11 protein-coding genes are annotated in these 13,256 nt (G+C 69.8%); 7 read left to right on the top strand and 4 right to left on the bottom strand.

Annotation, left to right across the window (positions count from 1 at the left end; genetic code table 11):
• Positions 1-262: 262 nt before the first annotated feature.
• The 4 genes from AN478_RS05015 to AN478_RS05000 form a co-directional block, all read right to left on the bottom strand.
• On the bottom strand, positions 263-2,269 hold the full coding sequence (locus AN478_RS05015) for an ATP-dependent DNA helicase (protein ID WP_074471367.1): 2,007 nt from the start codon (positions 2,267-2,269) through the stop codon (positions 263-265).
• 352 nt (positions 2,270-2,621) lie between these two features.
• The gene (gene cysS, locus AN478_RS05010; RefSeq protein WP_054965513.1) at positions 2,622-4,028 is read right to left on the bottom strand and encodes a cysteine--tRNA ligase; all 1,407 of its coding nucleotides are present in this window, start codon (positions 4,026-4,028) and stop codon (positions 2,622-2,624) included.
• Between the two features lie 309 nt (positions 4,029-4,337).
• Positions 4,338-5,744 (bottom strand): glutamate--tRNA ligase, encoded by a 1,407-nt coding sequence (gltX, locus tag AN478_RS05005; RefSeq protein WP_143004125.1) that lies wholly within the window; start codon positions 5,742-5,744, stop codon positions 4,338-4,340.
• Positions 5,745-5,819: 75 nt separating this feature from the next.
• Positions 5,820-7,136, bottom strand: coding sequence for a sigma-54 interaction domain-containing protein (locus AN478_RS05000; protein WP_054965512.1), 1,317 nt, complete (start codon positions 7,134-7,136; stop codon positions 5,820-5,822).
• Between the two features lie 268 nt (positions 7,137-7,404).
• On the opposite strand from AN478_RS05000, the gene AN478_RS04995 reads away from it, so the two are divergent.
• The 7 genes from AN478_RS04995 (at position 7,405) to AN478_RS04970 (ending at position 13,219) form a co-directional block, all read left to right on the top strand.
• Positions 7,405-7,797, top strand: coding sequence for a DsrE/DsrF/DrsH-like family protein (locus AN478_RS04995; RefSeq protein ID WP_054965511.1), 393 nt, complete (start codon positions 7,405-7,407; stop codon positions 7,795-7,797).
• A 29-nt stretch (positions 7,798-7,826) separates the two neighbouring features.
• Complete coding sequence (locus AN478_RS04990; RefSeq protein WP_054965510.1) at positions 7,827-8,057, top strand: sulfurtransferase TusA family protein; 231 nt, start codon at positions 7,827-7,829, stop codon at positions 8,055-8,057.
• 32 nt (positions 8,058-8,089) lie between these two features.
• On the top strand, positions 8,090-9,226 hold the full coding sequence (locus tag AN478_RS04985) for an NAD(P)/FAD-dependent oxidoreductase (protein ID WP_054965509.1): 1,137 nt from the start codon (positions 8,090-8,092) through the stop codon (positions 9,224-9,226).
• Positions 9,227-9,238: 12 nt separating this feature from the next.
• The gene (locus tag AN478_RS04980; protein ID WP_054965508.1) at positions 9,239-10,267 is read left to right on the top strand and encodes a hypothetical protein; all 1,029 of its coding nucleotides are present in this window, start codon (positions 9,239-9,241) and stop codon (positions 10,265-10,267) included.
• A gap of 174 nt (positions 10,268-10,441) precedes the next feature.
• A complete protein-coding gene (locus AN478_RS13910) occupies positions 10,442-10,600 on the top strand; it encodes a hypothetical protein (RefSeq protein WP_156344086.1) in 159 nt (52 codons plus the stop codon).
• The gene (locus AN478_RS04975) at positions 10,588-12,597 is read left to right on the top strand and encodes an ATP-binding protein (protein ID WP_054965507.1); all 2,010 of its coding nucleotides are present in this window, start codon (positions 10,588-10,590) and stop codon (positions 12,595-12,597) included. Before AN478_RS13910 ends, AN478_RS04975 begins: the two co-directional genes overlap by 13 nt.
• Entirely contained in the window at positions 12,560-13,219 is a 660-nt protein-coding gene (locus AN478_RS04970; RefSeq protein WP_054965506.1) for a response regulator, read from the top strand. Before AN478_RS04975 ends, AN478_RS04970 begins: the two co-directional genes overlap by 38 nt.
• Positions 13,220-13,256: the final 37 nt, after the last annotated feature.

Below are 13,256 nucleotides of genomic sequence, written 5' to 3'. Positions count from 1 at the left end.
GCATCTTCCAGGCGGCCCGGGCGCGGGCCCGCGGGTACCGCAACCAGCAGACCTTCATCACCATGATCTATCTGCTCGCGGCGCCCATCGGCAAAGTGGAAAAATCCATTTAGCGCGTCGAAGCGCCTGAATTAGGTGGTCGCGACGTGGGGCCGTCGCTCCTACCGGTCGGTTTGGGTTCGTGCCCTGATTGGGTGGTCGCGACGGGGGCCGTCGCTCCTACGGGCACCCCACACAGCAATCGCGGCCGGGACGGCCGCTCCTACAGTAGGGTTCCCTGCCCTTCCCCGGCTCCGCCGGAATCTTCCTCTCGATAATTGGACTGCGGGGTGGGGGCGGGTGCTTCGTCGGGCGTCTCCTGGCCCAGGAAGCGTTTTACCTCGTTTAGGTCGTAGGTTCTGGGCATGGGGGGCAGGCTGGCGAGGAAGGTCTTGCCGTAGGTCTTTCGGGTGAGTCGGGGGTCGCCGATGATGAGGACGCCGGCGTCGCTGGCGTCGCGGATGAGGCGGCCGGCGCCTTGTTTTAGGGTGAGGACCGCGGTGGGCAGGTGCTCGTGGGGGAAGGGCTCCAGGCCCTTTTCCTTCAGGTAACGGTCGCGGGCCTCGATGACCGGGTCCGCCGGGCTCGGGAAGGGGAGCTTGTCGATGACCACCACGGACAGGGCTGCGCCGCGCACGTCCACCCCCTCCCAGAAGCTGCCGGTGCCGAGCAGCACGGCGTTGCCCTTGGACCGGAACTGGTGGATCAGGTGGTCGCGGGGGGCGTCGCCCTGCACCAGCAGGGGGAAGCGGCCCTCGCGGCGCAGGCGGTGGGCCGCCTGGCGCAGGGCGCGGTGGCTGGTGAACAGGAAGAAGGCGCCGCCGGGGCTGGCCGCCACCACCGGCAGGGCGGCGTCCAGCAGGCGGTCGGTGTAGGCGGGGTTGCCGGGGTCGGGCAGGCGCGGCGGGTGGTAGAGGCGGGCCTGCTCGTCGAAGTGGAAGGGCGACTCCCACTTGCGGGTCGCCACGTCCCCGGGCAGGCCCAGGCGGGCGCAGAAGTGGGTGAAGCTCTCCCCCACCGCCAGGGTGGCAGACGTGAACACCCAGGCCTGGCCCTTGGCCCCGCCGGTGGCGCGCTGGAAGGGCCCGGCCACCTCCAGCGGCGTGGCGTGGACGAAGGCGCCGCGCCCCCGGGTCTCCATCCAGAAGACGAAGTCCGGATCATCGGCGTCGTATAGGAAGTTCAGGCGCTCGTTGAGGTCCTTGGCCCGGTCGAAGCAGCGCGCCAGGCCCTTGCCGCGCTCGGCGTGGATCTCCAGGACGTTCTGCAGGCGGTCGGCGGCTGCGCGCAGGGCGTCGAAGGCCTGCCGGGGGGCGGGCTGCTCCAGCACCGGCTTCCAGGCGCCCCGCCAGTCGCCCTCGCCAAGGGCGCGGCGCCAGTCGCCGGCGGCGCGCTCCAGGGCGTGGGCGGCCTCGGGGAGCTGGGGGTCGTCGCCGGCCTCCTGGGCGAACTCGTCGCGGCTGTCGCGGGCCAGCTCGCGCAGGCCGTAGCTGCTGATGCCGGTGCCGAAGAAGCGGCTGGCCGCCTCGGGGAGCTGGTGGGCCTCGTCGAAGACCACGGCGTCCGCCTTGGGCAGCAGCTCCCCCACCCCCTCGCTCTTGAGGTTGAGGTCGGCGCAGAACAGGTAGTGGTTGACCACCACCACGTCCGCCTCCTGGGCGCGGCGGCGCGCCTGGATGAGGAAGCAGTCGTCGTAGTGCTCGCACTCGGTGCCCAGGCAGTTGTCGCTGGTGGAGGTGACGCGCGGCCAGATGGCGGCGTCCTCGGCGAGGCTCGTCACCTCGGCGCGGTCGCCATGGGTGGTGTGGCCGGCCCATTCGCGGATGCGCGCCAGGTCGGCGCGCTGCTCGCCGGAGAGCTCGCGCTCCTGGTAGACGGCGCGCTCCAGGCGATGGATGCAGAGGTAGTTGGCGCGGCCCTTCAGCAGGGCGGTGCGGAAGTCGGCGCCCAGGGCGCGGCGCAGCAGGGGGAGGTCGCGGTGGTAGAGCTGGTCCTGGAGGTTGCGGGTGCCGGTGGACACCAGCACCTTGCGCTCGGATTGGAGCACCGGCACCAGGTAGGCGAAGGTCTTGCCGGTGCCGGTGCCCGCCTCGGCCACCAGGGTGCCCTGGTTGGCCAGGGCGTCCTCCACGGCCGCCGCCATTTCCTGCTGTTCCGGGCGGGGCTGGAAGTTGTCCAGGGCCTCCGCCAGGGGGCCTTCGGGGCCGAGGGTTTGGGTGGCGGAGGTCATGGGTGGGGGCGGCTCCGGGGTTTAAAGGGGTGTAGGAGCGGCCGTCCCGGCCGCGATTGGGGTCCGAGGCACATCGGTCGCGGCCGGGACGGCCGCTCCTACGTGTGGTTCGGGCCCCGGTTTGGTTGTCGCGACGGGGGCCGTCGCTCCTACGGGCCGATTCGGCAGCCGGGCGAAGCCACCGGGTCGCGAGCTGGAGCTCGCTCCTACATCTTCGGTTTGGGTTTGTGGCCCGTTTTGGCGGTCGCGGCGGGGGCCGCCGCTCCTACCGGCTTCTGAAACATCCCCATCTTCGCCGTTCCGCCTCTTTTCCGCCGTTTCTTGGCGGTCTTGGCGTCCTTGGCGGTTCGCCCTACGAAGAGCCCCGCCGCCAGACGGTGCCGTCGGGGCGGTCTTCCAGCTCGATGCCGTTGGCGGCCAGGCGGTCGCGGATGGCGTCGGCGGTGGCGAAGTCCTTGCTCTTGCGCGCCTCGGTGCGCTGCTCGATGAGCTTTTCGATCTCCTCGGCGGGGAAGCCGCCGGTGTCGCGCTGGAGGAAGGCTTTGGGATCGCGCTGCAGCAGGCCCAGCCAGCCGGCGAGGAGCTTAAGGGCGCCCGCCGCCGCCCGGGCGCCGTCAGGGTCTTCTTCCTTGCGCTTGTTCACCTCGCGGGCCAGCTCGAACAGGGCGGCGAGGGCCTCGGGGGTGTTGAAGTCGTCGTCCATGGCGGTGCGGAAGCGCACCACCCAGGGCAGCAGGTCCTCGTCCACGTGGTCGGGATCTTCATATACCACCGGCTCCACATCCTCCAGGGCGGTGTAGAGCCGCTCCAGGCCCTCCGTGGCGCCGCGCAGGTTGTCCTCGGTGTAGTTGAGGGGGCTGCGGTAGTGGCTGCTCATGAGGAAGAAGCGCAGGATCTCCGGGTCGTACTGCTCCATCACCTCGCGGATGGTGAAGAAGTTGCCCAGGGACTTGGCCATCTTCTCGTCGTCCACCCGCACGAAGCCGTTGTGGATCCAGTACTTGGCGAAGGTGCAGTCCAGCGCCGCCTCGCTCTGGGCGATCTCGTTCTCGTGGTGGGGGAAGCGCAGGTCGGCGCCGCCGCCGTGGATGTCCAGGGTGCAGCCGAGGTGGTTGGTGGACATGGCGCTGCACTCGATGTGCCAGCCGGGCCGGCCCTTGCCCCAGGGGGCGTCCCAGGCGGGTTCGCCGGGCTTGGCGGCCTTCCACAGGGCGAAGTCCAGGGGGTCGCGCTTGTCCGGCTCCGCCTCCACGCGCGCTCCCGCCCGCAGGTCCTCGATGGACTCCCCGGACAGCCGGCCGTAGTTGGCGAACTTCTGCACCGCGTAATATACGTCGCCGCTGTCCGTTGCGTAGGCGTAGCCGCGGTCGATGAGGCCCTGGATCATCTCGATCATCTGCTCCACGGACTGGGTGGCGCGGGGCTCGGCGTCCGGGCGCACCACGCCGAGGGCGTCGAGGTCCTCGTGCATGCGGGCGATGACCCGCTCGGTCAGCGCCTCCACGGATTCGTTGTTCTCCGCGGCGCGGGCGATGATCTTGTCGTCGATGTCCGTGATGTTGCGGACGTACTCCACCCCGTAGCCCCGGGCGCGCAGGTAGCGCACGATCACGTCGAACACCACCATGACCCGGGCGTGGCCCATGTGGCAGTCGTCGTAGACCGTCATGCCGCACACGTACATGCGCACGTGGGCGGGATCGGCGGGCTCGAAGCGTTCCTTCTGCCGGGTGAGGCTGTTGTAGACGTGGAGGGTCATGGGGATTCCCTGAAAGAGATTTGAACCGCCAGGACGGCATTTTAAACCGCCATGGACGCCAAGCACGCCAAGGGAAAAAGAAACGGCCAAGAAAAACCAGCCAAACTTATTCTGGCAACCGCCTATCCGGCTCGCTCAGGAAGCTAGTAAAAAATCCGAGCCGGGCTTCTGTGGGAGCGGCCATTGGCCGCGACAAACGGAGCCCCCGGGCATGTCGCGGCTGATAGCCGCTCCCACAATGGCCGCCTGCCCGGGCCAGCCGGATAGCCAGTTGGTTTTTCTTCTTGGCGGTATTGGCGTCCTTGGCGGTTAACCGTCTTTTTTCGCCGCCCGGATCCGCGCCAGCGCACGCTCCTGGCCCATGAGCGGCAGCAGTGGGCCCAGCTCCGGGCCGGCGGTGCGGCCGGTAAGGGCGGCGCGCAGGGGCTTGAAGAGCTTCTTGCCCTTGAGACCGGTGGAGCCCTTGATGGACTCCAGCACGGCGGCGAAGTCGGTGCCGTTTTCTTGCAGGGCGGCCTCGGCGCCCTCCCACAGCGTCGGATCGGCGCCCTCGACCTCCGCGATGGCGTCCTCGCTGTTCTCCACCTCCCCGAAGCAGACCCGCGCCCACTGCTCGGCGTCGCTCGGGCGCTCCAGGTTGGGCTGCACCGCCGCCAGCCAGGCCTCCCGCGCCTCTTCCGGCACATCCGTCTCCAGGACCGGTTCCAGCCACGGCCACAGCCGCGCGGGCTCGGCGTGGTGCACCGCCTCCTTGTTCCAGTGGTCGAGCTGCTCCACGTCGAACTTGGCGGGGGAGCGGGACAGGCCCTCGGCGTGGAACTGCGCCGCCAGGTCGCCGAGCGCCAGCAGGGCACCCTCTTCCATGTGGTGGCCGAGGCGGGCGAGGTAGTTGTTCACCGCCTCGGGGAAGTAGCCCGCCTCCCGCAGCTCCGCCACGGAGCGGCTGCCGTTGCGCTTGGACAGCGGGGCGCCATCGTCGCCCACCATGAGGTTGATGTGGCCGTAGGTGGGCGCCGGCAGGCCCAGCTCCTCCAGGATCAGGAGCTGGCGCGGGGTGTTGGTAAGGTGGTCCTCGCCGCGCAGCACCCGGTCCACGCCCATCAGGGCGTCGTCCACGGCGTTGGTGAAGAAGAAGGACGGCGTGCCGTCGGAGCGGCGGATGATGAAGTCGCCGATCTCCTCGCCGTGGAAGGTTTGGCGGCCGCGCACCAGGTCGTCGAAGGCGATCTCGCCGGGCTCCACACGGAAGCGCAGGGTGGCCTCGCGCCCTTCCGCCTCCAGGCGCTCGCGGTCCTCGGCGGTGAGGTTGCGGCACCGACCGGGATAGCGCGGCGGCTCGCCCCGGGCGCGCTGGGCGCGGCGCACCGCCTCCAGCTCCTCGGAGGTGCAGTAGCAGGGGTAGGCCTTGCCGGCCTCTTCGAGCTTCTCGTAGTAGCCGGCGTAGACCCCGCCGCGCTCGGACTGGGCGTAGGGGCCGTGCTCGTCCTCGGCGCCGGGGCCGGCGTCCCAATCCAGACCCAGCCAGCGCAGGTCGTCGAGCAGGGCCTCCGCCAGCTCGGGCCGACTGCGTTCCTGGTCGGTGTCCTCCAGGCGCAGGACGAACCGGCCACCGGCCGAATGGGCCAGCAGCCAGTTGAAGAGGGCGGTCCGGGCGTTGCCCAGGTGCATGGCGCCGGTGGGGCTCGGCGCGAAACGGGTGGTGACGGGCGTTTTCATGGCCGTAATGGTAGTCGCGCGCGGGGAGCGGGGCAAACGCTCGGGGGCGGGAAATCTTGGCCGTTGCGGGCCGTCTCAGTTCAGCCCATACCGCTTCAGCTTGCGGTACAGGGTGCGCTCGCTCATGCCCAGGGCCTCCGCCACGGGCTTGCGCCGGCCCTCGTAGCGCTCCAGGAGCTCCTGGATCGAGCGCAGCTCCAGCTCGCGGAGGGACGGGGGGGCGGCGGCCCGGTACCGCTCCACGGGGACGGACTCGCCCTCCAGCCCCAGCTCTTCCACCCCGATCACCCCGCCGCTGCACAGGGCCACGGCGCGCTGCAGGATGTTGCGCAGCTCGCGGATGTTGCCCGGGAAGTCGTAGGCGGACAGGCGCTCCAGGGCGGCCGAGGACAGCGTGCAGTGGGTGCCGTTGGCGCGGTTGATGCGGGTGAGCAGGGCCTCCGCCAGGGCCGGGATGTCCTCGCGGCGCTCGCGCAGGGAGGGCAGCTGGATGGTGATGCAGGCCAGCCGGTAGTAGAGGTCCTCGCGGAAGGTGCCCTCGCGGACCATGGCCGCCAGGTCCCGGTTGGTGGCGGTGACGACGCGCACGTCCGCGCTGCCCGCCTCCTCGGCCCCCAGCCGCCGGAACTGCCCCGACTCCAGGGCCCGCAGCAGCTTGGCCTGCATGGCCAGGGGCAGCTCGCCGACCTCGTCGAGGAACAGGGTGCCGCCGTCGGCCAGCTCGAACAGGCCCTGCTTGCGTCCCACGCAGCCGGTGAAGGCCCCCGGCTCGTGGCCGAAGATCTCGCTCTCGAACAGCTCGCCGTTGAGGGTGGAGCAGTCCACCACCTGGAACGGCCCCTCCCGGCGGGGGCTCCGGCTGTGGACGTAGCGCGCGGCCAGGTCCTTCCCCACCCCGCTCTCCCCGAGCAGCAGGATGCCGAGATCGCTTTGGGCCACCTGGGTGAGCTTGTCCACCGCCCGCAGCAGCGCCGGCGAGTTGCCGATCAGGCGCATCTCCTCGCAGTCCATGTCCTCGGTGCCCGCCAGGCGGGTGATGGCCTCCCCCACCAACCGCTCGCCGCCGGGACCGGCCACGGGATGGCCCTTGATGCGCACGTGCTCGGCGCGGCCGCTCCGGTCGTAATGGGTATGCAGAACCACGTGCTGGCGCTGGGTCTCGAAGACCCGCCGGTGGGGGCAGTCCTCGCCGTCGAGGTGGCAGGGGTGGTCAAGGTGGTGGGAGACCTCGTAGCAGCGCCGCCCCACGATGGGCTCGTCCGCGCCCAGCCCGTAGGCCTCCCGGTAGGCGGTGTTGGCCGCCACCACCCGGTAGTCCCCGTCGATGAGGACGAACGGCCCCTCCTGGGCGTCGATCAGCGACTGGATGACCGGATCCGGGGTCGGATGCATGTCGGGGTCCCTCCTAGGCACCGCCCTGGCTGACGGATTGACATGACAGAGTGGCAGGACTGCCACCTGTCAGCCCCTCCGACATAGAAGGCTTTTCCCTGTTTATCAAAAGGTTAGGCGAATGGCACAGGCCTTGCCTAACCAGCCCCTGACGCGCATCCGAAGCGGACATTCGGCCCGGGGCGGCCTCCCCCGCCCCACCGGGCCGAACACCGAGCGTACACCGAAACCCCCAAAGATTCATCCCACTACCGAGGTTCGATGACCCATGGCCGACAAGCTGGCTCTGATCGTGACCTCCGGCTCCCGGGAGCAGCTCCAGATGGCCGCCATGATGGCCTCCGTGGGCTCCGTTTCCGGCACCGAGGTCACCGTATTCCTGTCCATGAACGCCATGACCTACTTCATCCAGGGACGAGAGCGGGAAGAGGCCCCGCACGACGGCGAGATGGGCCGCCTCCTGGCGGAGAAGGGCGCCCCGCACTTCATGGACCTGTTCGAGCAGGCCGCCGAGCTCGGCGGGGCGAAGATCTACCCCTGCTCCATGGCCGTGGACATCCTCGAGGCCGGGGAGGACGACCTGAACCCCATGCTCGAGAAGCCCCTCGGCCTGACCAAGTTCATGAGCGATTTCGAGGACGCCACCGTCCTCACCTTCTAGACCACTGCCAAACCGATTCGGGAGCACCGATGAGCGAGACCAAGATCGTCGATGCCCGCGGCTCCTTCTGCCCGGGCCCCCTGATGGAGCTGATCGCCGCCATGAAGGAGGTCGAGGTGGGCGACGAGGTGGAGGTGCTGTCCACCGACGAAGGCTCCGCCAACGACGTGCCGGAATGGCTGGAAAAGGTGGGCCACGAGATGGTGGACAACTTCCAGGAGGAAGGCGTCTACCACATCCGCGCCCGCAAGGCGAAATAGCGGTCCCCCACGCAACCAAGGAGCCTGACGCCATGAAGAAGATCCTGATCGTCGGCGGCGGGATGGGCGGCACCATCCTCGCCAACAACCTCGCCCGGCGGCTGCGCAGGGAGCTGGACAAGGGCGATGTGAAAATCACCATGCTCTCCGCCTCGGACCAGCACATGTACCAGCCCGGCCTGCTCTACGTGGCCTTCGGCAAGGCCATGCCCGACGAGCTCTACCGCGACCAGGCCAGCCTCCTGGAGCCCGGCATCGAGTTCCACGTCGACCCGGTGGAGTCCTTCCACCTGGACAACAACCAGGTCGCGACCGTCAGCGGCAAGACCTACGACTACGACTACATCGCCATCGCCACCGGCTCCCAGGCCAAGCCGGACAACATCCCCGGCCTGCTGGAGCACGGCCACCACGTCTACACCGAGGAGGCGGCCCTCAAGACCTGGGAGGCCCTGTCCAGCTTCGAGGGCGGCAATGTAGCCATAGTGACCGGGGTGCCGCACAAATGCCCCATGGTCCCCCTCGAGATCACCTTCATGATGCACGACTACTTCAAGGACCGCGGCATTCTGGACCAGGTGTCCTTCAAGTACACCTACCCGATCGGGCGACTGCACTCGCTGGTGAACGTGGGCAAGTGGGCGGAGAAGGAGTTCGACCGCCTCGGCATCGAGTACGAGACCCTGTTCAACCCCAAGGAGGTGGACGGCGACAGCCGGCAGGTGCACAGCGAGGAAGGCTCCACCCTCGACTACGACCTGCTCATCGCCATCCCGCCCCACAAGGGCATGGACACCATCGAGAGCAACGAGCTGGGCACCAGCGGCTGGATCCCCACCGACCGCGCCACCCTCAACGTGGAAGGCCACGACAACGCCTTCGTGCTCGGCGACACCACCAACCTGCCCATCTCCAAGGCCGGCTCCACCGCCCACTACGAGGCGGAGGTCCTCGGCGAGAACATCGCCGCTCAGGTCAAGCACGGCCGGCGGGTGCGGGACTACGACGGCAAGGTCTTCTGCTTCATCGAGGCGGGCAAGGACCGGGCCACCTTCGCCTCCTTCAACTACACCACCCCGCCCGACCCGCAGCCGCCCACGGAGACGGTCCACTGGTTCAAGCTGGCCTACAACCAGCTGTACTGGAACTCGGTGCGCGGGCTGCTCTAGGGAGGCACAGCCATGAACAAGGTAGCCGACGCCGACGAACAGGCCCCGGAGGTGGCGGAGCCGCTCCGCCACCTGGGCCAGGCGGGTAAGGAGGCCCTCACCGACGAGATGGTGAGCCGCCTCGCCGAGACGGCCAGCCAGGTGCTCGACCTCCTGGACAAGGTCAACCGTTCGGACCTGGACGCCGCCCTGCCGGTTTTGGAGCGGCTGGTCCACAGCGGCGATCTGGAGCGCCTCGCCGCCCTCGCCCGCGTGGTGGGAGCCGGGGAGGAGGCGCTCACCGACGAAATGGTTGGTCGCCTCGCGGGCACCGCCGGCGAGACCATGGACCTGCTGGACCGGGTCAACCGGGCCGAGCTGGGGCGGGCGGTGCCCGTCCTGGAGCGCATGGTGGACAACGGCGACCTGCAGCGGCTGGCGGACTTCGCCCGCCTGCTGGGGTCGGCGCAGGAGGCGGTCACCGACGAGATGATCGGCCGGCTGGCCACCACCGCCGGGGACGGCCTGGACCTGCTGGACAAGCTCAACCGGGCCAACCTGGACCGGATGCTGCCCACCATCCAGTGCATGGTGGAGAACGGCGACCTCGAGCGCATGGCCAGCCTGGCGCGGCTGTTCGGCGCCGCCCAGGAGGCCCTCACCGACGAGATGATCGGGCGCCTGGCGGGCAACGCCGCCGAGGCCATGGCCCTGCTGGACCGGCTGCAGTCCTCGGGGCTCCTCGACCGCCTGATCGAGGCGGCCCCGGCCCTCAACCGCCTCATGACCCAGCTCTCCCCGGAGGTGATCGACCGCTTCGCCGCCGAGCTGCCACGCGCGGTGGAGCTAATCGACCAGCTCCAGCAGATGCACATGACGGAGGACCTGCTGCGGTGCGTGCAGGGGGCCGTGGCGGAGATGCCGGACCAGCCGGAGGCCAAGGGCGGGCTGCGCGGGCTGCTGCACATCATGAAGCAGAAGGAGACCCAGGAGGTGCTGCAGTTTGTGATCACCCTGGGCAAGCACTTCCGCCAATGCCGCCTGGAGCGGGCCGGGCGCTGAGCCCGGCGGGATTTGCCAACCGGGGCCCCTCCCCCGGCCGCCGGACGGCGCGCACGCGCCGTCCGGCTTTTTGTTTCCTCCCATTGATCCGGATCATTCCGGAACTCCTGGGGTTCTCCCCAAACTAACTGACTGGCAGATCAGCCTTCTGCCGCCCGGTCCCGCGAGGTGGAAATGCGCTTCCCCCAGCCATCCGGCGTCCTGCTGACCGCCCAGAGCCCCGCCGAAGAGGCCGCCCTCGATGGGCTCGCCGCCGACGTCCGGGCCGACCACCCGTTCCGGGCGGTGGGCACCGCCCCCTCCCAACCCGGGGACCCCCCATGGAGCGCCTGAACCGCCTCTTCGCCCGCCGCCACCGCCTCCCCGGCCTGGGACGGCCCTCGGTGGGCAACCGCCTGGCCGGCATGCTCATCGCCGGGCTCGGCCTCGCCCTGGCGCTGATCGTGGTGGGGGTGTCCATCACCGACCAGCTTCACGGCGAGGCGGAGGCCATCAACGAGGCCGGCAAGCTGCGCATGCAGGCCTACCGCATCGGCCACAACCTGACCCTAGCCGCCGACAGCACCGGCGAGCGCCGCCAGCGGCTCTGGGAGCGCATCCAGGAGGACCTCTCCGCCTACGACCGCCGGCTGAAGGAGCAGACCGGCTACCTGGACCAGGGCTTCCCGGCCTCCATCTCCCTGCCCCGCCAGACCGGGCCCACCCTCGCCGACATCCGGGCCCGCTGGCTGGCCCGCAAGGACCTGCTCCCCGACTCCCCCGCCGGCCTCGACCAGGGGGTGGTCGAGGCCTACAACGAGCACTTGGCGGGCTTCGTGGGGCGGGTGGACACCTACGTGGGCCACCTCCAGGAAAGCTCCGCCACCAAGCTGCAGCGCTACTACCTGAGCCTGCTGGGCTTCACCGTCATCGCCATCCTGGTGGGGGTGGTGAGCTTCCAGCGCACTCGCCACTACCTCACCCGGCCCCTGCAGGGCCTGCGGGACTGCGCGCGCCAGCTCGCCACCGGCGACCTGGAATCCTGCCGCGTCCCGCGCGCCGACACCGAGGAGGTGGACCAGCTCGCCGGAGCCTTCAACGACATGGCCGAGGAGCTCAAGTCCCTGAAGAGCGATCTGGACGCCCAGGTGGCGGAGCAGACCCGCTCCCTCCAGCACCGCAACCTGCGCCTGGCCATGCTTTACGAGATCGCCTCCAGCCTGCAGACCAACCTGCCGGTGGAGGAGCTCCTGGACCAGGCCCTGGGGCAGATCGTGGACGTCACCGAGTCCGAAGCCGGCATGGTGCGGCTGGTCACCGGGGACGACCGCATGCGCCTGGTGGCCTCCCGGGGCCTGGACCCCGAGATGCTGCACGGGGAGGACCTGGTCTCCCTGGACCGCTGCCTGTGCGGCCAGAGCGCCCGGGCGGGCAGTCTGGGCCAACGCGACGACCTCGCCCCCTGCGAGGCCCAGATGGGCGGCTCCCTGCCCTGCGCCCGGGAGGCGGGCATGTACGCCGTGCCCATCAAGTACAAGGACCAGGTGCTGGGCCTGTTCACCCTCTTCGGCACCCCCCAACAGCCCCACCAGCAGGGCATCGAGTCCCTGCTGGAGACGGTGGCCAACCACGTGGGCCTGGCCATCAAGAACCGCCGCCTCACCACCGAGGCCCAGCGCACCTCCCTCATGGAGGAGCGCAACCTGCTCGCCGCCGAGCTGCACGATTCCATCGCCCAGTGCCTGGCGTCGGTGAAGCTCCAGACCTGGATGCTGGAGGAGGAGCTGGAGAAGGGGAACCTGGACACCAGCCGGGAGCTGGTCTTCAAGGTCCGCAAGGGGGTGGAATCGGGCTACAGCAACCTGCGCGAGCTGCTCACCCACTTCCGCACCCGCATCGACGAGCGCGGCCTGGTGCCGGCCCTCAAGAGCCTGGTGGCCACCTTCCACGAGCAGACCGGGGTGCCCGTCTACCTACAGGGGCTCAACCACGACCTGGATCTGGACCCCGACGGCGAGATCCAGGTGTTCCACATCGTCCAGGAGGCCCTGGCCAACGTCCGCAAGCACGCGCAGGCGGAGAACGTGCGGATCATGGTCCAGGAGAAGGACGACACCTACCACATCCTGGTGGAGGACGACGGTCGCGGCATGGACGTGGACGCCGTGGACGCCGACGACCGCGCCCACTTCGGGCTGTCCATCATGCGCGAACGGGCCGGCCGGGTGGGTGGCCGGGTGGAGATTGAAGGCGAGCCCGGGGAGGGCGTCCAGGTCCTGCTGACCTTCCCCCGGGGCCGAACGGATCCCAACGATGGGGAGGCAGCGAGCCTTGCGCGTGTTCCTGGTTGACGACCATAGCCTGTTCCGCGGCGGCCTGGAGAGCCTGCTGGAGAAGCGCGCCGACCTGGAGGTGGTGGGCATGGCCAGCTCCGGGGCGGAAGCCCTGGAGCGGGTGCCCGAGCTGCGGCCGGACATCGTCCTGCTCGACCTCAAGATGCCCGGCATGGACGGCCTGGAGACCCTGCGCCGCCTGGTGGACGCGGGCATCGAGGGGCGGGTGGTGATGCTCACCGTGAGCGACGACGAGGAGGACCTGGTGGCCGCCCTGCGCTCCGGGGCCTCCGGCTACCTCCTCAAGGACGCCGAGCCCGCGGAGCTCAACCGCTCCCTGGACCGGGTCCTGGCGGGCGAGACCGTGATCGCCCCCAGCCTGACGGGCTCCCTGGCCCAGGTGGTGCGGGGCGAGGACCGGGAGGAGGACGTCGGCCCCCTCGACGAGCTCACCCCCCGCGAGCGGGAGATCCTGCGCCACATCGCCCTCGGCGAGAGCAACAAGGCCATCGCCCGGGCCCTCGACATCAGCCCCGACACCGTCAAGCTCCACGTCAAGAACCTGCTGCGCAAGCTGGGCGTCGGCTCCCGGGTCTCCGCGGCCATCCTGGCCACCCGCCACGGCCTGGTGGAGGAGTAGGAGCGGCGTACCTCGACGCCCGCCCCGGCGGCGGTTC

It is taken from the genome of Thiohalorhabdus denitrificans, assembly GCF_001399755.1.
Taxonomy (GTDB): domain Bacteria; phylum Pseudomonadota; class Gammaproteobacteria; order Thiohalorhabdales; family Thiohalorhabdaceae; genus Thiohalorhabdus; species Thiohalorhabdus denitrificans.
The sequence above is the reverse complement of the archived record's forward strand: the minus strand, read 5'-3'. Positions and strand labels throughout refer to the sequence as shown.

Coding starts and splice junctions, on each gene's coding strand:
- AN478_RS04995 (WP_054965511.1), top strand. CDS start 7,405: ATGGCCGACAAGCTGGCTCTGATCGTGACCTCCGGCTCCCGGGAGCAG.
- AN478_RS04970 (WP_054965506.1), top strand. CDS start 12,560: ATGGGGAGGCAGCGAGCCTTGCGCGTGTTCCTGGTTGACGACCATAGC.
- AN478_RS04975 (WP_054965507.1), top strand. CDS start 10,588: ATGGAGCGCCTGAACCGCCTCTTCGCCCGCCGCCACCGCCTCCCCGGC.
- cysS (WP_054965513.1), bottom strand. CDS start 4,028: ATGACCCTCCACGTCTACAACAGCCTCACCCGGCAGAAGGAACGCTTC.
- gltX (WP_143004125.1), bottom strand. CDS start 5,744: ATGAAAACGCCCGTCACCACCCGTTTCGCGCCGAGCCCCACCGGCGCC.
- AN478_RS04990 (WP_054965510.1), top strand. CDS start 7,827: ATGAGCGAGACCAAGATCGTCGATGCCCGCGGCTCCTTCTGCCCGGGC.
- AN478_RS05000 (WP_054965512.1), bottom strand. CDS start 7,136: ATGCATCCGACCCCGGATCCGGTCATCCAGTCGCTGATCGACGCCCAG.
- AN478_RS05015 (WP_074471367.1), bottom strand. CDS start 2,269: ATGACCTCCGCCACCCAAACCCTCGGCCCCGAAGGCCCCCTGGCGGAG.
- AN478_RS13910 (WP_156344086.1), top strand. CDS start 10,442: ATGCGCTTCCCCCAGCCATCCGGCGTCCTGCTGACCGCCCAGAGCCCC.
- AN478_RS04985 (WP_054965509.1), top strand. CDS start 8,090: ATGAAGAAGATCCTGATCGTCGGCGGCGGGATGGGCGGCACCATCCTC.
- AN478_RS04980 (WP_054965508.1), top strand. CDS start 9,239: ATGAACAAGGTAGCCGACGCCGACGAACAGGCCCCGGAGGTGGCGGAG.